Source organism: Acidobacteriota bacterium (genome assembly GCA_016715115.1).
Taxonomy (GTDB): Bacteria; Acidobacteriota; Blastocatellia; order Pyrinomonadales; family Pyrinomonadaceae; genus JAFDVJ01.
The window spans coordinates 864005-886364 of the sequence record JADKBM010000016.1; the positions used below are offsets into that span (position 1 = coordinate 864005).

General features: G+C 55.6%; 16 protein-coding genes and 1 tRNA gene. 11 read left to right on the forward strand and 6 right to left on the reverse strand.

The features are described from left to right. Nucleotides 1–18: 18 nt before the first annotated feature. Together IPN69_21710 and IPN69_21715 are read right to left on the reverse strand one after the other, a co-directional pair. Nucleotides 19–255, reverse strand: a complete 237-nt coding sequence (locus IPN69_21710; GenBank protein ID MBK8813324.1) for a hypothetical protein — start codon at nt 253–255, stop codon at nt 19–21. A 3-nt stretch (nt 256–258) separates the two neighbouring features. Then, on the reverse strand, nt 259–876 hold the full coding sequence (locus tag IPN69_21715; GenBank protein ID MBK8813325.1) for a hypothetical protein: 618 nt from the start codon (nt 874–876) through the stop codon (nt 259–261). A gap of 167 nt (nt 877–1043) precedes the next feature. Between IPN69_21715 and purL the strand changes: the two genes are divergently transcribed. From purL to hemW, 3 genes are all read left to right on the forward strand, one after another. Next, entirely contained in the window at nt 1044–3344 is a 2301-nt protein-coding gene (purL, locus tag IPN69_21720) for a phosphoribosylformylglycinamidine synthase subunit PurL (GenBank protein ID MBK8813326.1), read from the forward strand. A gap of 98 nt (nt 3345–3442) precedes the next feature. Beyond that, entirely contained in the window at nt 3443–4999 is a 1557-nt protein-coding gene (locus IPN69_21725) for an AbgT family transporter (protein ID MBK8813327.1), read from the forward strand. A gap of 273 nt (nt 5000–5272) precedes the next feature. After that, the gene (hemW, locus tag IPN69_21730) at nt 5273–6511 is read left to right on the forward strand and encodes a radical SAM family heme chaperone HemW (protein ID MBK8813328.1); all 1239 of its coding nucleotides are present in this window, start codon (nt 5273–5275) and stop codon (nt 6509–6511) included. Between the two features lie 587 nt (nt 6512–7098). Here hemW and IPN69_21735 read toward each other — a convergent pair. Next, on the reverse strand, nt 7099–8232 hold the full coding sequence (locus tag IPN69_21735; GenBank protein ID MBK8813329.1) for an HD domain-containing protein: 1134 nt from the start codon (nt 8230–8232) through the stop codon (nt 7099–7101). A gap of 172 nt (nt 8233–8404) precedes the next feature. Between IPN69_21735 and IPN69_21740 the strand changes: the two genes are divergently transcribed. The 6 genes from IPN69_21740 (at nt 8405) to IPN69_21765 (ending at nt 13195) form a co-directional block, all read left to right on the forward strand. Beyond that, nucleotides 8405–8491, forward strand: a tRNA-Leu gene (locus IPN69_21740). Nucleotides 8492–8555: 64 nt separating this feature from the next. Continuing rightward, nucleotides 8556–9584, forward strand: coding sequence for a tRNA preQ1(34) S-adenosylmethionine ribosyltransferase-isomerase QueA (gene queA / locus IPN69_21745; protein ID MBK8813330.1), 1029 nt, complete (start codon nt 8556–8558; stop codon nt 9582–9584). Between the two features lie 331 nt (nt 9585–9915). Then, complete coding sequence (rimI, locus tag IPN69_21750; protein ID MBK8813331.1) at nt 9916–10446, forward strand: ribosomal protein S18-alanine N-acetyltransferase; 531 nt, start codon at nt 9916–9918, stop codon at nt 10444–10446. A gap of 6 nt (nt 10447–10452) precedes the next feature. Then, entirely contained in the window at nt 10453–11070 is a 618-nt protein-coding gene (gene thiE, locus IPN69_21755) for a thiamine phosphate synthase (GenBank protein ID MBK8813332.1), read from the forward strand. A gap of 150 nt (nt 11071–11220) precedes the next feature. Beyond that, complete coding sequence (locus IPN69_21760; GenBank protein MBK8813333.1) at nt 11221–12414, forward strand: PilT/PilU family type 4a pilus ATPase; 1194 nt, start codon at nt 11221–11223, stop codon at nt 12412–12414. Between the two features lie 67 nt (nt 12415–12481). Then, nucleotides 12482–13195, forward strand: coding sequence for a zinc-ribbon domain-containing protein (locus IPN69_21765; GenBank protein MBK8813334.1), 714 nt, complete (start codon nt 12482–12484; stop codon nt 13193–13195). Between the two features lie 346 nt (nt 13196–13541). Here IPN69_21765 and IPN69_21770 read toward each other — a convergent pair whose 3' ends face one another. Then, nucleotides 13542–14936, reverse strand: a complete 1395-nt coding sequence (locus IPN69_21770; protein MBK8813335.1) for a nicotinate phosphoribosyltransferase — start codon at nt 14934–14936, stop codon at nt 13542–13544. A 94-nt stretch (nt 14937–15030) separates the two neighbouring features. Next, entirely contained in the window at nt 15031–16077 is a 1047-nt protein-coding gene (locus IPN69_21775) for a bifunctional nicotinamide-nucleotide adenylyltransferase/Nudix hydroxylase (GenBank protein ID MBK8813336.1), read from the reverse strand. A gap of 205 nt (nt 16078–16282) precedes the next feature. Between IPN69_21775 and IPN69_21780 the strand changes: the two genes are divergently transcribed. Beyond that, on the forward strand, nt 16283–17059 hold the full coding sequence (locus IPN69_21780; protein MBK8813337.1) for a hypothetical protein: 777 nt from the start codon (nt 16283–16285) through the stop codon (nt 17057–17059). A gap of 282 nt (nt 17060–17341) precedes the next feature. Here the strand turns inward: IPN69_21780 and hslO are convergent, their stop codons facing one another. Next, nucleotides 17342–18232: an Hsp33 family molecular chaperone HslO gene (gene hslO, locus IPN69_21785; protein ID MBK8813338.1), complete on the reverse strand. Its 891-nt coding sequence runs from the start codon at nt 18230–18232 to the stop codon at nt 17342–17344. Nucleotides 18233–18639: 407 nt separating this feature from the next. Here hslO and IPN69_21790 point away from each other — a divergent pair, with 407 nt between their 5' ends. Continuing rightward, on the forward strand, nt 18640–22293 hold the full coding sequence (locus IPN69_21790; protein MBK8813339.1) for a hypothetical protein: 3654 nt from the start codon (nt 18640–18642) through the stop codon (nt 22291–22293). The last annotated feature ends 67 nt before the right edge of the window (nt 22294–22360 follow it).

Sequence of the window (22360 nt, forward strand, 5' to 3'; positions counted from 1 at the left end):
CCTGGGTTCCGCTCCGCTTCATGTGGTGCTATCGTACGACTGTGTGCTCCGCACACTGAATCGACTTTTCCGACAGCCCCCTGGAATCCCGAATCCGGAATTTGGAATCCCGGAATCTCGAATCCGAATATCTGGAATCTGGAATCTGGAATCCAGAATCTGGAACACCTGGAATCTGAAATCTGAAATCTGGAATCTGGAATCCGGAATCCGGAATCCGGAATTCAGTATCCGGAATCGGATCAGAACGGACACTCGTCAGCGCCGCCACATAGATCTTCTGAAATCCGCGGCGATCGCGCGTACCAGCGGGTCGTCGTCTCGAACAGCTTTGTCCATTATCGGATAGAAGGGTCCATCGTCGACACCGTTCAACCAGTCGTAAACCGCAAGGCTCGCCTGCACTGATCGCGCTCGCACCGCGGGATCCGGACTCGAAAAACCCTCGGCGGCGGTTTCAGCGTACAGGTAGTACTCACGCGCGGTGTATCCGTTTCCGCACCAGCCTCTGTAATCATTGTGCAGTTTGAGATCGACGATTGACTCGGGATTCGATCTGCCGTGCACGTACGACCGGATAAGGTATTTCGAATGCTCGATCATCGCGGCGTCGAACGAAAGTGTAATGGCAATCGAAATGATCAAGACGGCGACCGGCCCGTATCGCAAATGGCTCAATAGCCTCGGGAACGGTTTTCGCTTGCGCCAGAGCCAGACGATTTCGAGGGAGACCAACCCGATCAGCCAGGCGCCGAGCAACGATATCATCACGAATCCGGGAATTCTGACGCTGAACGGGATGCTTAACAACATCTTGAATGCCAGAATCGACGCGACCGCGAGCGCGATCTTACCGAGAATTTTTGCGACCAACATATTCCAATCCCTCCGCGGTTAAGACACCGTGAGTGTTGGATTTGTTCCCAAGTTCGGCAACGCTTGAACGCGTTAACTCTTGCAGGCGGGATTTGCGAAAACCGGTCCGAACTAATAAACTCTTTTGTTTCATTCACCCGAAAATTCTTTGCCGGAGAGTAAACAAAATGACCGCAATCACGCCGGAGATCGTCGCTCAGCATAATCTGACGCCTGAAGAGTATCAGCGCATCATCGGGATAATGGGACGCGAGCCGTCGATGACCGAACTCGGTATTTTCAGCGTGATGTGGTCCGAGCATTGCAGCTACAAGTCTTCGCGGGTTCATCTCGGACGCCTTCCGACGACCGGCGAGCGCGTCATCGTGCCGCCCGGAGAAAATGCCGGCGTCGTCGATATCGGCGACGATTGGTGCGTTGCCTTCAAGGTCGAATCCCACAATCACCCGAGTTTTATCGAACCGTTTCAGGGCGCCGCGACCGGCGTTGGCGGCATCCTGCGCGATGTCTTCACGATGGGCGCCCGCCCGATTGCGGCGATGAACAGCCTCCGATTCGGACCGCTGACCGGGGACGACCAAAAATCGGAAATCACAAATCTCAAATCACAAATCGCGCGGCGCAACAAATCGATCCTCAAAGGCTGCGTCGACGGCATCGCGCACTACGGAAACTGTTTCGGCGTGCCGACTGTCGGCGGCGAGGTCGTGTTCGACGATTCATACAGCTTGAATCCGCTCGTCAACGCCTTTGCGCTCGGGATCGTCCGCAAGGACCAAATCTTCTTCGGCAAGGCGGAAGGCATCGGAAATCCAGTCCTTTACGTCGGCGCAAAGACCGGCCGCGACGGCATCCACGGCGCGACGATGGCGTCGGCCGAATTCGACGAAGAAGCGCTCGAAAAGCGTCCGACGGTCCAGGTCGGCGATCCGTTTCTCGAAAAACTGCTGCTCGAAGCGTGCCTCGAAGCGATGCGTTCGGGCGCGATCGCCGGTATCCAGGATATGGGCGCGGCCGGACTGACTTCGTCGTCGGTCGAAATGGCGGCGCGCGCCGGAACCGGGCTCGAACTCGACCTGACGCTCGTCCCGCAGCGCGAAACCGGAATGACGGCGTACGAGATGATGCTCTCCGAATCACAGGAACGGATGCTGATCGTCGCGCGTTCGGGACACGAGAAACAAGTCGTCGATGTCTTCAAAAAATGGGATCTCGACGCGGTCGTCATCGGCAAGGTCGTCGAAGGCAACCGATTGAAGGTCTTCCACAACGGCGTTCTAGAAGCGGACCTCCCGGTCGACACGGTCACCGACGCGGCCCCCAAGTACAATCGGCCGATGAAACCGCTTGAACGGGAAAACGGGAAATCAGGCGATTGGGAAGAACGATTCCAAGCTCAAAGTTCAAAGTTCAAGGACCACACGCAGTCTCTGACGAATTTGCTGAGATCCCCAAATATTTGTTCCAAACATTGGGTTTACGAGCAGTACGACACAATGGTCAGGACAAACACGGCAGTTCTGCCGGGCGCCGACGCCGCCGTCATTCGCGTCAAGGAAACACGCCGCGCGATCTCGATGTGCCTCGACGGCAACGGGCGTTTCGCTGCCGTCGATCCGCGCGAGGGCGCGAAACTGATCGTCGCCGAAGCCGCGCGCAACAACGTCTGCGTCGGCGCGAAGCCGATCGCCGTTACGAACTGCCTCAACTTCGCTTCGCCGGAACGTCCCGAGGTGATGTGGAGCTTTTCGGAGGTCATCGACGGGATGGGCGAGGCTTGCCGCGCGTTCGACACGCCGGTCATTTCGGGCAACGTTTCTTTCTACAACGAGACCGACGGCAAAGGAATTCTGCCGACGCCGACGATCGGGATGGTCGGTATCGTCGAGGACGTCCGCAAGCTCGTGACGCACGGATTCAAAAACGACGGTGATCTGATCGCTTTGCTCGGCGCCACCAACGACGATCTTTCTGTCAGCGAATACGCGCAGACGATCAACGGATTTTCAACCGACGAACTGATCGCCCACGGCGCCGTGCCGAAACTCGATCTCGATCTCGAAGTCCGCGTCCAAAACGCGTGCCTTGCGCTTGCCGACAAGCAACTGATCAAATCCGCACACGATTGCGCGGACGGCGGACTTGCGGTCGCAATCGCCGAATGCGGTTTCTCGTCGCTCAACCGCGTTGCGCTCGGCGCGTCGGTGGAACTCACGAATCCCCGTTCGATGCCGGCCGAATCGGTTCTATTCGGTGAATCGCCGTCGCGGATCGTTATCACGTTTGCCGCCGAGAATCTTGAATCTGTGAGAGAACTCGCCGGAAATGTTCCGTTCGAAGTCATCGGAACGGTCGGCGGCGATCGTTTGAGCGTCGATATTGCCGGTGCAAACGTCATCGACGCTTCGATCTCCGAACTCGAGGACGCTTGGCGAAACTCGCTCGAAACGCAGCTCGGGTCCAACTGATCCGACGCTGAAACTTGAAATTGCCCGTCCCATCGCTTAACTTTGAAGAAGCTTCGGATCAGATCCGAACTGAACAAATTCGAGCAAGGGGTGGGTAAATGAATAATTCGGGAGCCGGTTCGCCGGCGCAGATTCCTTCGTCTAATTTTTTCAACCGCAGTCTAAACCGCATCGAACGGATCGGAAACGCAATTCCGAATCCGGCGTTGCTGTTCGTCGCGCTGGCAACGCTTGTTGTCGTCCTTTCGGCGATCGTTTCGTGGGCCGAACTCAGCGTCACGCATCCGGCGACGGGCAAGACCATCACCGCCGTCAACCTGATGACGGTCGAGGGATTGCACAAAATTCTTACAAATCTGGTGACTAATTTCACGGGCTTCGCCCCGCTCGGGGTTGTGCTCGTCGCGATCCTCGGCATTTCGGTCGCCGAGGCGAGCGGGCTGATTTCGGCCTTGATGCGCTTGCTTGTCCTGTCGGCGCCGAAAAAACTGCTGACCGTCGTCATCGTCTTTGCCGGCGTGCTGTCGCATATGGCGAGCGACGTCGGTTACGTCCTTCTGATACCGCTCGCCGCGATGATCTTTCTCGCTTGCGGCCGTCATCCGCTGGTTGGACTCGCGGCGGCATTCGCAGGCGTTTCAGGCGGTTTTTCGGCGAATCTGCTGCTCGGGCCGACCGATGCCCTGCTCGCCGGTCTGACGCAGGAAGCGGCGCATATCATCGATGCCTCGTATAACGTCACGCCGGCCGCAAATTACTATTTTATGGCGGCCTCGGCGTTTCTCGTAACGATTCTCGGAACGTGGGTCACGGAATCTGTCGTCGCGCCGCGGCTCGGCGAGTACAACGGCGACGCTCAGCCCGAAAGCCTCGAAAGACTCAGCGCCGACGAGAAACGTGGAATGTTGTTCGCGTTTATTGCGACTTCCCTCTTCGCCGCATTTATCCTTTGGGGCGCGATTCCGGCGGACGGTTATCTTCGGGATCCCAAGACGGGCAGTTTGCTCAAATCCCCTTTGCTTTCCGGGATCATCTCGTTCATATTCTTCGGCGGCGTCATCATCGGACTGGCGTACGGCATCGGTGCGCGAACGTTCAAATCCGCGAACGCCGTCATCGAGGCGATGGAAGGCTCGATGAAAACGATGTCGGTCTATCTCGTTCTCGCGTTTTTCGCGGCGCAATTCGTGGCGTTCTTCAACTGGACCAATCTCGGTATCATCCTCGCCGTCGAGGGCGCGGAGTTCCTGAAGAGTCTGAACCTGAGCGGCGTCACGCTGATCATCGCTTTCGTTATTCTGTCGATCGTTCTCGATCTGTTCATCGGCTCGGCATCGGCGAAATGGGCGGTGATGGCGCCGGTCTTCGTCCCGATGCTGATGCTGCTCGGATATTCGCCGGAACTGACGCAGGCCGCTTATCGCATCGGCGACAGCGTCTGCAACATCATCACGCCGCTGATGAGCTACTTCCCGCTGATCGTCGCCTTTGCGCAGAAATACGACAAGAATGCCGGCATCGGGACGATTATGGCGATGATGATGCCGTACTCGATGGCCTTCTTCATCGGCTGGACGCTTTTTCTGATCATCTGGTTCTGGCTCGGGCTACCACTCGGCCCGGGAGCGGAGATCTATTACACCCCGGCAGTGTGATAGCGCAACGATGATGGAGCACAGGCTTGGCGAAGCGAATTTCAGTTTCGCAACCCAGGTCGCGTCGCCAAACGCCGATGCCGAATCCCGATGAGAGACCCGAAGAGAACCCGATCCAGGACAACGACGGGCGTTCGTCTGGTATCATTGAATCCGGTGAATCCGGGAATCTACATACACGTTCCGTTCTGCAAATCGCGTTGTTCATATTGCGATTTCGCGACGGATGTTTACCGCAGCGCCGACGCCGTCGAAAGATACGTCGGCGCTCTTGTGCGCGAGATCGCGGATTCCAGGATTCCAGATTCCAGGATTCCAGATTTCAGGATTCCAGATTTCGAGATTCCGGATTTCGAGATTCCAGATTCCAGGATTACGGATTCCGGGATTCCGGATTCCAGGATTCCGGATTTCAGGATTCCAGATTCTGGGATTCCGGATTCCAGGATTCCGGATTCCAGGATTCTGGATTTCGAGATTCCGGATTCCGGGATTCCGGATTTCGAACGCATCGGCTCCAAATCCGAAATCCCAAATCCCAAATCCCAAATCGCAACGGTTTATTTCGGTGGCGGGACGCCGTCGCTATTGACTGCGAAACAGCTTGAAAAGATATTTGAAGCAATTCGCAGGCGATTCGAAGTCGCTGAAAACGCAGAAGTTACGCTCGAAATGAATCCCGCGACGGTGACGCTCGAAAAGCTACTTGATTTCAAGGCACTCGGCGTCAATCGGGCGAGTTTCGGCGTTCAAACGTTCGACGACAAGGCGCTCAAAATGCTCGCACGCGGACACGACGCGAACGACGCACGCAAAACGCTGAGGTTGCTGCGAAAGGCCGGTTTTGACAATATCTCGTTCGACCTCATCGCCGGTTTGCCGGATCAGTCGCTCGCCGGATGGAAAAGAAACTTGAAGGAAGCTCTCGAGCTTTCGCCCGAACATCTTTCGCTTTATCTGCTCGAGATCCACGAAGGCACGCCGCTCGCCGAACAACTCCGATCGAATCGCCGGCCGATGCCGGATGAAGACCTTGCCGGCGAAATGTACGAGACAATGATCGGGATGACGGCGGCGGCCGGCTTCAAGCACTACGAGATATCGAACTTCGCGCGTCCGGGCTTTGAGTCGCGGCACAATTCGAAGTATTGGCTGCTCGAACCGGTCTTCGGTTTCGGCGTTTCGGCGCATTCGTTCGACGGGCGATTCCGATTCTCGAACGAGCGCGACACGAATCGATATGTTTCGCTTGTCGAAAGCGGCGACTCGCCGGAAGTTTACCGTGAAGAAACCGACCTCGCATTGGAATTTGCCTTTCTCGGATTGCGAATGATGAGCGGGATCGACCTTGACGAGTATAAACGTAGATTCGGGATCGATCTTCTCGAAGCCCGCGGCCGCGAGATCGAACGGCTTACGTCGCTGAATCTCCTGGAACGCGCCGGAAACAGGCTCAAACTGACCGTGAAGGGCGCTCTGTTTTCGAACGAGGTTTTTCAGGAATTCGTTTGAATCATTCCAATTAGGAATCTTGAAACCCCGAAGCTCACGAAGATGCGCGAGGAAGATCCGGTCCAAAGCCTTTCGAGTTTTTTGGATCTGGTCCGCCAGCTGTGCCGGCCAATGCCGGCTAAAGCCGGGGGCATTTGCATCTTTTTTTTGGCTGCGCGCCTTTCAGGGACGACTGGAACGCTCGAACGAAATCACGAAGCGATCGAATTCGGATACAACACGTGAATCGGTATTTCGTCCCTGAAGGGGACGCAGCCAATAGTGTCGGGTGGAACCCGACGACGTCGAACAGAGGGATTTTCCGTCCCTGAAGGGGACGCAGGAATCGCCCCCCAGAATGAAAATCGACGACCGATTTCCCGAGGATTTTCCGTCCCTGAAAACGACGCATCGCAACCGAGGATTCCTGCGCCCCTTTCAGGGACGACTGGAACGCTCGGACGAAATCTCGCAGCGATCCTCCGTAACGCGAATTCATCCAGTTTCGCAAATGCTGTTGCCCCGCGATTTCAGTGCGATTCTGATGCGCAGTCAGATTTTGCCGTTTCTTCGGCGCGCCTTGCGCTACCGATTAATCCGATATGCGCTCAGTGCACCATTTCGACCGGCTCGCGCGAGTAAACCAGATCCGCAACGACCGATTGGAACGAATGAACTTCCTGCTTGTCCATCAGCGATCGCTCGCGGAGAATCTCCCAATCCTCCTGCGGGATCGATTTGAAAGCCTCGACGATCAGGGGGTCGAACTGAGTTCCGGCGCATCGTTCGAGTTCCTCGAGCGCTGCCTCGTACGGCCTTCCCTTTCGATAAACGCGGTCGGAAACCATCGCGTCGAAGGCGTCGACGACCGCGAAGATCCGCGCGCCGATATCGATGTCCTCACCGCGGATTCCGTAAGGATAGCCGGCGCCGTCCCAACGTTCGTGATGCTGGCCGACGACGCGCGCCGCGCCTTCCAGAAACCGGATGTTGCGCAGTATCTTCTGACCGTGAACCGGATGAAGTTTCATCTTCGCCCACTCGTCTTCGTTGAGCTTAGCCGGTTTCCTCAGGATCGCGTCCGGCACTCCGATCTTTCCGATGTCGTGAAGCAACGCTCCGAGTTCGAGATCGCGAAGCCGCTCGTTTTCAAGTCCGAGTTCGTGACCGAGCCGGAGGCTGAACGTGACGACCCGTTCGGAATGTCCGTGAGTTTCAAAATCGCGTGTTTCGAGCGCCTGGACCAGCGCTTTGAGCGTGATCCGATATGAACTTTCGACTTCCTCGAGCGCTTTGTCGATCTCGATCGCGCGTTCGGCGGCCAGGATCTCAAGATGAACCTGGTATTTGTCCTTCAAACAACGGGTTTCGAAATGTTCGATTCCGCGGAGGATCGCCTTTTCGACCTCTTCGAGCTTTTTCGGGCCGAGCAAAAAATCGAACGCGCCCGCGCGAAACGCTTGCAGCGCCTTTTCGGCGCATTCGTCCTCGCTCATCAGAATAATCGCCGTATGCGGGGCAAAACACAGGAAATGAGGGATCTTCTCAAGAGCGTCCTCAACATTCGCATTGCACAGAATGACGCTGTACTCGGAATTGCGAACCTTCGATTTCGCGGCCTCGACGCTGGAGACAAAATCGCAACGGTAGTTTGACCTGAGAAGTTGGAACAGACGGCTTGAGTCTGCGGGTTTGTCGTCGATCAGCAGGAGATTCTTGACGGACTCAACGGAATCGAACATATGGGAAACCTCGGTTGAATGCGAAACGGAATTGGCAGGAAGCGCGGAGCAGTGCGCTAAACAAAATTTAACACGCGGAATCGGCGGCGGGCAACAGTTATTTTTTGCGGACATCGGGGCAATCTGCGGCGGTTGACCTCATTGGATAATCGGTCTATTATTTGTAATTCGCGCCGGAGTGGCGAAATCGGTATACGCACCAGACTCAAAATCTGGCGGGAGCAATCCCATGTCGGTTCGAGTCCGACCTCCGGCACCAACGCATCAAGATCTTCGAGGAATTATGAAATTTCGTAATTCCTTTTTTGTTTTCGGATTTCAGAATGCTCATCGAAGAATTTGATTTTGAACTTCCGCCCGAGTTGATCGCGCAACAGCCGCTCGATGAACGCTCGGCATCGCGGATGCTGGCGATCGACCGAGGTTCCGTTTCCGTGCGTGACTCTTTTTTTTGTGATTTTCCGAAATTTCTGCGGTCCGGCGACACGCTCGTGCTCAACAACACGAAGGTCTTTCCGGCGCGCCTGTTCGGCCGAACCGAAACGGGCGCAAACGTGGAGCTTTTTATGATCCGCGAGGTCGCGCCGTTCGTTTGGGAGGCTCTCGCGCGGCCGGCGAAGCGCTTGAAACCCGGACGACGGATCGTGTTCGACGATCACTTTTCGGCGAGCGTCGTTGAACGGCTCGACGACGGCCGCGTTTTGATCGAATTCGCAGTCGAGGGCGATTTCGACGAAGCGTTGAACCGCGTCGGACGAACTCCTTTGCCGCCGTACATCAAACGCGAAGGTGAACAAACCGGAGAACGCGAACGTTACCAGACCGTTTTCGCGAAACAGAAGGGCGCGATCGCCGCACCGACCGCGGGGCTCCATTTCACGCCGGACGTATTGGCACAGATCGAATCGGGCGGCGTTTCGATCGCCGAGATAACGCTCCACGTCGGCTACGGGACGTTCGAACCGGTCCGGGTTTCCGATCTTTCGGCGCATCGCGTTTCGGGCGAGAGATTCGAGATCGACGAGCGGACCGCAGAGACTCTGAATCGCGTAAAATCGGGAATCGGCCGCATCATCGCTGTCGGGACGACCGTCACGCGGACGCTCGAACACGCATTGGCGACCGGCGATCGATTTCGGGCCGAACGCGGCATCGCCGATACGACGATCACGCCGGGATACCGATTCCGCGCGATCGACGGTCTCTTGACGAATTTTCATCTGCCGAAATCGTCGCTGCTCGTTCTCGTTTCCGCTTTCGCCGGTCACGAACTTATAATGAACGCTTATCGGCACGCCGTTGGCGAGAAGTATCGCTTTTACAGTTACGGCGACTGCACGTTCATATTTTAGATTTTTGACCTTTGATTTTTGACCTTTGATTTTTGACCTTTGATTTTTGACCTTTGACTTTGACCTTTGACTTTTGACCTTTGATTTTTGACCTTTGACTTTGACTTTTGACCTTTGACCTTTGACTTTTGACTTTTGACTTTTGACTTTTGACCTTTGACCTTTGACTTTTGACTTTTGACTTTTGACCTTTGACCTTTGACTTTTGACCTTTGACCTTTGACCTTTGATTTTTGACTTTTGATTCTGCAAGGTCGGTCGAAACCTCGGGCGTTTCAAGAGATCGTCTTCGCGCAAATCCAAAATCACAAATCCCAAGTCCCAAGTTACAATGGCCGTTCTTGAAACAATTAGGAACTTCTTTGTTCAGTCGGAAGCGGCTGAATCGGAGGTCATTGTGCCGGCGCCGCCGACCGTCTACGAGGTCCATCCGCTGACGACGACCCACATCGACGAACTTCTCCGGCTCAATCTGCGCTGCTTCAAAAAGGGCGAAAACTATACGAAGCACACCTTCGGGTACTTGCTCGATGATCCGACGACGGTCAGTTATCGCGTCGCAACACCGGAAGAGCCCGTTGTCGGATTCATTTTCGTGATGGTTCAGCCGTCGGGAACGGGACACGTGACGACGGTCGGAGTCGCCCCTGAACATCGCCGCCGCGGACTTGCCGAACGACTTCTCGCGCACGTCGAAGAGGCACTCAGAAACCGCGGCGCCAACACGGTGGCGCTTGAGGTCCGCGTCAGCAACATCGCGGCACAGAGTCTGTATCGCGGTCTCAACTACTCGATCGTCCAACGCCTCACTGCATATTACAACAATGGCGAGGACGCGTTTCTGATGATCAAGCCCATCTGAACAGCGATGATCCTGCCGAAGATATATCCCATCACCAACACCGTTTTGACGGATCTCTCGCACACCGAACAGGTCGAGATCCTGACCGGCGCCGAAGCAACGTTGATTCAACTTCGGGAAAAACACCTTTCGCCGCGCGATTTCTTCGCCGATGCGCGCAATGCGCTGCGCATCGCCCGTGAACGCGGCGCGAAGATAATCATCAACGACCGAGTCGATCTCGCGCTCGCACTCGGGGCCGACGGCGTTCATCTCGGCCAGGACGATCTGCCGCCGGGCGCCGCGCGCGCGATTCTCGGAAACGACGCGATCATCGGATTTTCGACTCATTCGGTTGAACAGGCACTGGCCGCGGTCAATCTTCCGGTCGACTATCTCGCGATCGGGCCGATCTTCCATACGAAGACCAAGGACGACCCCGACGAAGCTGTCGGATTCCGCGGAATCGAGGAGGTCCGCGCCGCGATCGGCGATTTTCCGCTCGTCGCGATCGGCGGGATCGACGAGAGCTCTCTTTTGAACGTTCTCGGTTCCGGCGCCGACTCTGCGGCGATCATCAAAGCTCTCTTGAAGCCGTCGAACGCACTCGCGAAGAACTACTCCAGACTAATTGGATTAGTTTGAACATCGTTAGACAAAGTTAAAAACTGCTTGCTTTTCTCGCCTCGTTTGCGTCAAAATAGAAATTGACTTCGCGGCCTCATTTTAAGCCGTGCTCCGTTGCTCAAGTCTTTTCATCGATTTCCAATTTTCCCCAGGGAGTAATTCCACAAAATGAGTTTGCTTGATGTAGCCCCGATTATTGAGCAGATGCTGCTTATCTCAGATAACGTCAGCGATCTGAACTTTTCGTGCGGCCAGAAGCCGCAGATCGAGATCAGCGGCAGTCTGTATTCGGCGACACCGCTCGGCATCGGAAAACTTACCGGCTATCAGACCGAGATGATTGCGATGTCGATTCTCCGCGATAATTCCGAAGCCGCGGCGCAACTGGCGAAGTTCGGCACCGCCGATCTCAGCTACGCGCTGCCGGGCCGGTGTCGGTTCCGTGTCAACATCTTTCAGCAACGAGGCTCATACTCGATCGTGATGCGCGTCATTCCGCACGAAATACCGAGTTTTGAATCGCTCAACATTCCGCCCCAACTTGAGGACATCTGCGGCATCCGCAATGGGATCGTGCTGGTTACCGGCCCGACCGGTTCGGGTAAAAGTTCGACGCTTGCGGCCGTGATCGACCGGATCAACGAAACCAAGAGCTACCACATCGTGACGATCGAAGACCCGATCGAATTTCTCCATCCCCACAAAAAATGCACGATCAACCAACGCGAGGTCGGTTCGGACACGCGCGACTTTTCGTCGGCTTTGCGCGCCGCGCTCAGACAGGCTCCGAAGGTGATCCTCGTCGGCGAAATGCGCGACCTTGAAACTGCCGAGATCGCGCTTGAGGCAGCCGAAACCGGTCACCTTGTGCTCTCGACGCTCCACACGATCGACGCCGCGAAAACGGTTGACCGCATCATCGGACTTTATCCGAAGAACGAAGAAAAGATCATCCGCACACGGCTCGCACAGACGTTTCGCTACATCGTCTCGCAGCGGCTCATTCCGCGCGCCGACGGAAAAGGCCGCATCGCCGCCGTCGAAATTCTCAAATCGAGTCCGCGAACGCGCGAGTACATCGAAAAGGGCGAATCGGAAGGCAAGACGCTGCTCGACGCGATGCGCGACGGCGAGATCGACGGAATGCAGGATTTCGACACCGTAATAAGGTTGATGATCGAAAACGATCAGATCACGCTCGACGACGGACTTTCGTTTGCGACCAACCAGAACAATCTTCTGCTCCAGCTGAAGGGATTGTCGTCAACGGAAGACTACCTTAAGAACAAGCCGCCGTCCGTACCGATGATGAATGTCCCGCAACCGGTCCCTTCGAACTCGGTGCTCGATATGATGGAATAGGCCGAATTTTTGGATTCGACCTCCGGCAAAACCCCGCGATCGCAAGTCGCGATTCCCGACTAAACAAATGATTATCCGTTGTGACAATTGCTCCGTTTCTTTGCAGCTCGACGAGGGAAAGATCCCGACCCAGAACTTTACCGTCCGCTGTCCGCGTTGCCAGAATCTGATCCGCGTTCAGAAGGGTTCGACGGCCCAACAGCTTGAAGCGACAAAAGCGGCTCCGGCCGTCTCCGACGGCGCGCAGGACTTCTCGAACAAAGAAGCCGAATTTCAGATCAACAATGCCCTGCGTTCGTTGCTCTCCGCGCTCCAAACCGAGAAAACGGTGCTCGACACGAACGACGCGTCGGACGAAAAGCCGCGCCGGATACTTCTGTGCCTCGGTCAAAAACGCGACGAGGTCGGCAAGGTTCTGGTCGGGGCAGGATTCAAGGTTTACGTCGCCCAGACGCCGGCGCAGGCGAATGAACGGCTGCGCGAAGGCAAAACGGAAATTCTGATCTTCTCGCCGGACTTCGCGGCCGAATTCGGCGGCGCCGCGATCCTGCAACAAAAGGTGAACGCGATGTACTCCTCCGAGCGCCGCCGTCTTTACCTGATTTCTCTGGAGGACAAGGCTTCGACGATGAACGCCCACGAAGCCTTTCTCCGAAACTTGAACCTCGTCGTCAACACAACCGACATCCCGCAGCTTCCGATCATTCTAAACCGCGCCCTCCGCGACTTTAACGACCTCTACCATTATCTGAACCGCGCGCTTCAGCTCGAGCCGATCTAAAACTGAGAAGTGGGAACGGAGAACGGAAAACTGAGAAGTGAGAACGGAGAACGGAGAACGGAGAAGTGAGAACGGAGAACGGAGAACTGAGAATTGAGAATTGAGAATTGAGAATTGAGAATTGAGAACTGAGAACTGAGAACGGAAAACTGAAAATTTCGTTCTCAGTTTTCCGTTTTCAGTCCGCGGACCGGAGTTCTCACTTCTCAGTCTTCCGTTCTCATTTCTCAGTTCCCAGTTCCCAGTTCCCACTTCTCACTTCTCAGTTCTCAGTTCTCAGTTCCCAGTTCTCCGTTCTCACTTCTCACTTCTCCGTTTTCCGTTCTCAGTTCTCACTTCTCACTTCTCAACCTATCGTCGTCCGCCCGCGAATCGCTTCCAGGTCGTCATCGATCAGCAGTTCCCCGTTTTCGAAGACCGTTCGCATCACCGATGTCGCCGACGCGATCTGTTCGATCGAATCGAGTTTGACGGTTTCGAACCCGTTGTCGGTTCGGATCAGGTCCAATCTGCCGCGCTTGCTGTTCTTGCCGGCGTCCGTGATCGGCTGTTTGTAAACTTCGATCAACCGGCCGCGCGATACGATCGCCGAGCATTTGTAAGCGAACTTGAGGGTGTCGCGGTCGATCTTCTGCAGCAACGCGCCGCCGATTCCGAAGGCGATGTTCGACGCCGAGAACCCTTCGGACTTCAATCGTTCGAGGATCGCGTGGATCGACTGCTGATTGACGCCGTCGCCTTGGATGATACGGACGTTGCGGAGAACTTTGTAGCCTTTTGAATTGATATCCGAGCCGAACTTCTCGCCGAGCAGGTGCGCGACGCGCGAGACGACCTCGACCGGCTCGCCCGAATCCGGACGAATAACCACCGTCGCACCCGAATCGACAACTTCCTGCCTGAGCTGTTCGCCCCAGATCTTCTCGACCGCTTCGTAGATGTTCCACGAGTCCGAGACGACGGCAAGGAGACTTCCCGGCTTGGCAAAGTTCCGGAGCATATTTCGATACGCCTCGACTTCGTTCTCCCGCCCCCAACTCGTGATCGTCGAATGCTCGGCCGCGGGAATCGAAAATCCGGCCATCGGTGAATTGTAAAACTCCCTATGGATCAGAAGTGCGGCCATCGTGTCGGTGCCGAAGAAGTTCACGAGGTGCGCCGCGCCGCCGATTGCCGCCGTTTCTTGGCTCGAAACGCCGCGCGCGCCGAAATCGTGGACCTTGAAGCCGATCTCGGAATCAGCGTCGTCGGCCGTTTCGTCAAGAAACCGCCGAACGTCACGTTTGATATGAAAACTCTGCGTGGCGACGGTGCACGGATACCAGATCCGCATCAGTTGCGTTTCGAACCAGCTCGTCAACCAGAAGAATTCGGGATCGGTATTCTCGACCGTCATCAGGGCGTTTCGCAAAGGAACGACCGAACCTTCCGGCACGGCACGGACTCGCAGGGGCATTCGGCCGCCGTGCTTTTTGATCAAGCTCGTCCAGCCTTGATAATTGAACGGCTCGCCGTGGGCGGTGATCACGTCGCGGGCTTCTTCGACCATTTCTTGAGTGAATCGCTCAAGAAAATAGCGTTTCAGAATATACTGCAGCCCGAAAAATACGGTCTCGTGCCAGTCGCGGTCAGAACCGCGCGATTCGAGGTAAGAGTGAACCAGTTCCGTTTGCGGCGGATACTGAAGCCAATGACTCGCCTTGTACGAGTCGGTGTCGATAATTCGATTGATTTGAAACATTTTGTTCTCCAATTTTCGGCTCTTTACCCAAGAGCCTAGTTTTTGTTTACCTTGTTCGGCCGCCTGAAGGCGGAACTCCAAACGGAACTCCAAACTAAATCCCCAAAAAGTAACGAATGATGTGGATGTGATCCTCAAAAAACTCGTCTTCCTTTTCACCGAGTGCCGAAAGCGGGAGCCAAAACGCTTTCTTCGCGTCGTCCCCGCCTTTGACGCGCGGCAGTCCTTCTTTCAGATCGGGTGCGAGTTCGATGTAATAGGCGAACGTCACGGTCCGGCCGCGGAGCGATCGTTCCGGGAAATCGAAAACGTGCGACGCCTTGATGCTCCCGCGAAGGACCTGCGCCGGCACTTTTATGTTCGTTTCTTCCTTGAGTTCTTTGAGGGCCGAATCCTCGAGCGTCAAATTGTCCGCCAAAAATCCGCCCGGAAGCGCGAGCAGTCCCTTGCCGGGCTGAAATCCGCGGCGGATGACGAGGACGTGGCCGCTTTGAACAACTACCGCGTCGGTCGTCAAAAAGACCGGTTTGTAAGGCACGCCGACGAATCGCGTATCGTCCCGATACTTTTTCAGATATTCGAATTCGCCTTTCAGCGCCGGATAGAATTCGGTTTCTCGAAACGCGTCCAGATATGCGGCGACGACGGCCGGCACGAGTCCGCGCCACGTGTCGTCTTCGCCAAAATACTTCTCTCGAATCTCGGTCGCGTTGAGGTTCAAAAGGCGCTTGTCGGAACAGTAAAACTCCTCAAAGTCCCATTGCGGAAAAAGGTTCAGGTAATACGAACTCTTGTCCTTGAAGAATCCGACGATCCCGACACGCGGCGATTCGGTCCCGTCTTCGTCGGAAAGTTCGCCGACCGCGTTCTGGACTTCGGCCGTCCAGACGTGATCGTTGTACGGATAATCGCGAACGGCCCGAAAAACGAGCCGCTTGTCTTCCGACGGCAAACAAGCGCGGATGATCTCTTCGCGCATCGCCGGCGTAAACGGGTTCCGGATGTCGGGCGCGCTTCGCGCCGAGCCAAGAACGATGATGACCTTTTCGGCTAAACCTAAGCTGTAACGGATTAATTCGAGATGTGCGTTGTGGAGCGGCTGGAATCGTCCGATGACGACCGCGTAATCATATTTCTTCATTTTTCTAACACTCTCCGTGTTCTGAATTTTCACCGACCAAACCGATCGGCTATGTCTCATAAGATACGCCCGGAGGGCATCGCGTTGCAAGTGAAATAGCGGTTTCTTGTGGTAAAATGAGTTCGGATCAGATGTTGCTTGCGGCCCGAAATACCTTGACGAGGAGTTTCCCGCAAAGGCGCGAAGCCGCAAAAGGGAGTTTCATATGAAAACCTGCCCGCAATGCGGCCAAACATACTACGACGAAACCAATTTTTGTCTGAACGACGGAGCGACGCTTGTCGCATCTTCAACCGCGCCGACCGTCTCACAGATCGAGATGCCGACCGTCATCCGCAGCGCGCCGGCGATCATTCCCATCGACCAGTCATTTCAGCAGCCATTTCAACAACCGTTTCAGCAGGCATTCCCGGCGCAGCCGCCGCAAACCGAATCCGGCGGCGGCTCGGGCCTTTTGTATTTCGTCGTCGGGCTGATTTTGCTGGTCATCGTCGGTGCCGGCGTCGGGCTTGGCATCTATTTCCTGAGCGGCCCGTCAAACGGACCTACCGAAACGGTCAACAAATCGAAGACCGATTCGGGTGCTACGGCCGGAAAGACCGACGAAACGAAAGCGGACAACGACAATAAAAAAGACGAACTCGACGATGAAAAAGAAAAGCTGAAGGCCGAACAGGAAAAGCTGGACCTTGAGAAGAAACGGCTTGAGGACGAACGCAAAGCGCTCGAGGCAAAGAAGAAGATGACGCCTCTGCCGACGATTCAGCCGCCGGTCGACAATTCGCGCACGGCGTACGTTATCGACCCGCCGTCCAACATACGCGCGACCCCCAACGGCCGCATCATCTGTGTCGTGCGCGGACTTAACACACCTGTCAGGATACTCGGCTCGACCGGTGTTCGCGACAGCAACGGACTCTGGTACATTACCGACGCCTGCGGTTCCCGCGGCGTGATCCACTCGACGCAGATCAGATTCTGAACTGGGAGCTGGGAACTGAGAAGTGGGAACTGAGAAGTGGGAACTGAGAACTGAAAACTTGTAACTGAGAAATAAGAAATGAGAACTGAGAACTAATAATAACGCTGATAATTCTCAGTTCTCCACTCTCCGTTTTCCGCTCTCAATTCTCAGTTCCCACTTCTCCGTTTTCCGTTTTCCGCTCTCAGTTCCCACTTCCCAGTTCTCAGTTCGCCGTTCTCAGTTCCCCGTTCTCAGTTCCCCGTTCTCACTTCTCACTTCTCATTTCTCCGTTCTCCGTTCTCAGTTCCCAGTTTCTAAGATCCTCTCCAGATCCGCCTCATTCAAGCGGTATTCTTCGCTGCAGAAACCGCAGGTCATCGTCGCGCCTTTGTCTTCTTCGAGCATCGAGCGGACCTCGGTTTTGCCGAGCGATGCGATCAGACCGACAGCGCGTTCGAACGAGCAATTGCATTCGAAGCGGACGTCTTTTTCGCCAAGGATCTCGAAGTCGATGATCCCGAGCATCAGTTTCAAGAGATCCGGGGCGGTCGCGCCTTCGCGGATCGCGTCCGTGACGCGCGGCGCGTGAAGGATCGTGTCTTCGATCATCACCGCAATGTTCGGGTTCGCGGTCGGAAGCATCTGGATCATCACACCGCCCGCGCAGGTCACGAAAGGTTCTTCTGACTGGAGCGCCGCCCCGACGATCACCGCCGAGGGGATCTGTTCGCTCTTGAGCAGGTAATTCGCAAAGTCCTCGCCGATCTCGCCCGTGACGAGCGGCACCGAACCGATATAAGGTTCGCGGTGAAGTCCGATCTCGAAGCCTGATTCGCGAATCACAAACATTGTCCCCTCGCCGACGATGCCCGAAACGTCGAAACTTCCGTCGGCGCGCTGTGGACGATCGGCGAACGGATTCTTTACATAGCCGCGGACCTTGCCGTCGCCGACCGTCTCGGCAACGATCCCTTCAACCTCGCCTTTTGCTTCGATCTTGACCGTCAACCGGTCGAATTCCTTGAGACTCGCGCCGAGCAGAAGCGTACCGGTCAAAACGCGCCCGAGCGCAGATGAAACCGTTGGAGAAGTCTGATGCCGCCGCACGGCTTCGCGTACGGTATCGGTGGTGATCGCTGCCATCACGCGCACCGTCGCGTCGGCCGCCAATCCGTGTATCAATTTATCCATAGGATTCAGTTTCGGAAACCGCTCGCGGCAAGTCAAACCGATGGCGTTCGGAGTTCCGCCTTGAGGTGGTTGACCATACGGTGAAGACCGCCTGCCGGACTCAAAACCACAGGATCGACGGCGTAGTTTTTTTCGCGCCCGAAACCTTAGGAATTACTTTAACTTACACGCTATTTGGGTCACGATTTTATGAACAACACAATATATTGTGTATTTTTCTGTTGACATCCAAATTTGGAATCGGGTATATTTCAATTCGCTTCGGACATATCGGTATCCCCAATGTCCGACGAAGGGTCAGAAGTAAGACATCTACCACACGCATTTCAAAATGCAAGAAAAATAAGTAAGATTTTAGAAATACAAAATACCTGTCTCTAAAAGACGCTGAGGAGAATCAATCGAATATGAGCACAGTCTTCGAGCCTGTCGTATCGGGCGGATTTGTCGCCAAAAATGGTCAAACTAACGGAAGCGGAGCGGGAACGGCACTCAAGCGCCATATCAAGCCGCTCGGCCTCAACGCCCAAAAGGTTGTCAGCAAGCGTTATTCGCTGAAAGACATCAATGGCGAGGCCCTCGAAACCTGGGAAGACATTGTCCGCCGCGTCGTCGGCCACGTTTCGACCGCTGAACACGATCCCGTTCGCCGCGATTATTTTTACGACTCGATGACCGAAGTGATGCTCAACCGAGAGTTCGTTCCGAACACTCCGTGTCTCGTCAACGCCGGCAAGCCGAATGGCCAGCTCGCGGCGTGTTTTGTTCTTAACGTACCGGACTCGATCGAAGGCATTATGGAACACGCTTCGAACGTCGCGATCATCCACCAAACCGGCGGCGGCACGGGAATGACATACGAGTTCCTGCGTCCTGCGGGGTCGATGGTCAACTCGACGCGCGGTGTCGCTTCCGGTCCGGTGAGCTTTATGAACATCGTCAACGGCACAACCGAAGTCGTCAAGCAGGGCGGCGTTCGCCGGGGCGCGAATATGGGCATCCTCAGCATCAAGCACCCGGATGTTCTTCGTTTCGTCCACGCCAAGAACGATCAGCATTCGTTGACGAATTTCAACATCTCGGTGACGGTCACCGACAACTTTATGAAAGCCGTCGACGACAAGATCTGGTTCCAAACCGAGTTCGACGGCCAACCGTGGACCCAAGCCGTCAACGATCCGGTAACCGGCGCCGACTATGCGGTCTATCGCCGTCCGAACGGGGAAACGGCGACCTTTGCGGACAAACTCGCCTTTGAAACAGCCGATCTTTCGGACTGCACGATCGAGCACGCGCCGGAACCGGGGATGATCTACGCTCCCGACATCTGGAACCGCGTCATCGCGTCGGCCCACAAGTACGCGGAGCCCGGGATCATCTTCATCGACGAAGTCAATCGTCACAACCATATGATCTCGACGATGGGACCGATCCACGCCTGTAATCCCTGCGTGACGGCGGATACGCTGGTTTACACCGGCGAAGGCCTCGTGACGATGGGCGAACTCTACAAGACGCAGAAGAGTTTTGATGCCGCTGTTGATTCGCGTTACGGTTTTGAAAAGACGTTGCATTCGTCATCCAAAGCCTTTCGCACTGGCGTCAAAAAGGTATTCAAACTTCTGACGAAAGAGGGTTACAGCCTGCGCGCAACCGCCGATCATAAGATCATGACGCCAAACGGCTACGTCCAACTCGGCGAACTGAAACGCGGAGACAAGGTTCACATCCTCAATAGAAAGGGCGGATTCGGAACAAAAGGCGGATTGAAGCTTGGACGCACGCTCGGCTGGCTGGTTGGCGACGGACATATTAATTCGTATGCGAAACGTGTCGTCCTCTCGTTCTTCGGTGAAGAGCAGTCACTCGCGCCGATGTTCGCGGAATACGTGAACGAGATCGCCGCACCGCTGACCAACTCGGACCGCCAAACTTACGAGATCTCGGCGGTACGCGTCAAAGGGCGCGCGGAAACGCGCGTCGGCTCAGAACGCTTCTATCGAATCGCCGATGAATTCGGGCTTACTGAAAACAAGCTCCAGGTTCCCGATGCCGTTCTCAAGGGATCGGAGAATATGCAGCGAGGATTCCTGCAAGCTTTGTTTTCGGCCGACGGGACCGTCTCCGGGAGCCTCGAAAAAGGACTGAACGTTCGGCTCACTTCGATCTCAAACGATTTGCTCGAAGGTGTTCAGCGCCTGTTGATAAATTTTGGCATCGCGTCAAAGATCTATCGAAACCGGCGCGAAGCTTCGGCAAGAATGCTTCCGGACGGGAAAGGCGGACTCAAATCATATGACTGTCAGGCCTATCACGAGTTAGTGGTTGCGAAGAACAATGTCGCCGTTTTCGCAGAAGAGATCGGCTTTCTCCAGGATGCAAAGAACGAAAAACTCGCAATCGCGATCGGCGATTCGAAACGTGGATTTTACGCCGAAAGCTTTACCGCGATCATTAAGGACGTTGTTGCCGATGGCGAAGAAGAGGTCTTTGATATCACTGTTCCGGGACCGCATTCCTTCGTCGCCAACGGCATCGTGATCTCGAACTGCGGGGAGCAGATGCTTCACTTCAACAACTCGTGCAATCTCGGCTCGATCGATGTCGCCAAGTTCTACAAGGCCGGCGGCGACGGATTGAATCCGGATGAGAACATCGATTGGGAACGACTCGCACGAGCGACGCACCTGTCGACGCAATTCCTCGACAACGTCGTTGACGCCGGCCACTTCCCGCTTCCGGCGATCGACGACGTCGTCAAGCGCACGCGCCCGGTCGGGCTCGGAATTATGGGATTCGCGGATCTTTGTCTGAGCCTTCAAGTCACGTACGGCGAACAGGATTCGATTGACCTGATGGGAAAAGTAATGGGTTTTGTCCGCCGCGAAGCGTGGCTGGCGTCGCTCAAACTCGGCGCGGAAAAAGGAACGTTTCCGGAACTCGAGGGTAACCGCGAGGACTATGCCAAATTCCTTTATGAAGAAATCGGAATTCCGCGCGAAATACCGATGACGCCGCGCAACTACGAAGTCACGACGATCGCGCCGACCGGAACGATCTCTCTTGTCGCCGAAACGTCGTCCGGCATCGAGCCGAACTTCTCGTGGGCGTACGTCCGTCGCGATACGCTTGGCGAGCGTCACTACGTGCATACGCTGGCGGCTCAGTCGCTCGGGATCGACGTCGATCAATCGAGCGAAGATTCGATCCGCGAGGCGGCGAACTACGTTGTCGAACATCTCGACGAGCTTCCGTCGTATTTCATCTCGGCGATGGACATCACCTCGCACCAGCACGTTCAGGTTCTCGCCGCGGCGCAGAAGCACGTTGATAACTCGATATCGAAAACGTGCAACGGCGCGGCCGACGACACGGTCGAATCGGTCGACAAACTCTACCGGATGGCGAAAGACCTCGGATGCAAAGCGGTCAGCTACTATCGCGACGGCAGTCGCGAAGGTCAGGTTTTGACCTCGATGAAGGCCGAAGACAAGAAGAAGACGGAAACTATCGTAGATTCGGTCGGCCAGAGTCAGGAGTTCGTCGTCGTCGAACGCCTGCGTGAATCGATGGAGCACATCGACCGGCCGCGCGAACTCCAGGGTTCAACGTGGAGAATTCCGTTCGACGGCGTGAACCTCTATGTCACGGTCAATCATAACGGCGAGAAGGTTCTTGAGGTTTTTGCGACCGGTCCGATCTCGGAAGGCGTCGGACTCCTCGCGTCGAAGATGCTCCGCGGCGGATTCGAGGTCAAGGAAGTCGCCCGAAGCCTGAACAAGGTCACGGGCACGCACGCGGTTTGGTTCAACGAACGCCTCTTGACGTCGCCCGAGCAAGCGATCGCCGAGTGCTTGCTGCTTATCGACCGTCGGCTGAAAAACCTTCCGGCGTCGGAGCGGCAGATCAGCAAACTCGAAGCCGGAAAGTCCGACGTGGTCGCGTTCGCGGAACCGAAGATGAGCAATCTCATCGGCGAATGCCCGGAATGCCGCGGCCAACTCGAACACGCGTCGGGATGCGACTTCTGTCGGGACTGCGGATACTCGAAATGCAAGTAGTTGATTGACGAGCCATTTGAAAGAACGCCGCGTGTAAATTTCGCGGCGTTTTTTTTTATCCCGGATT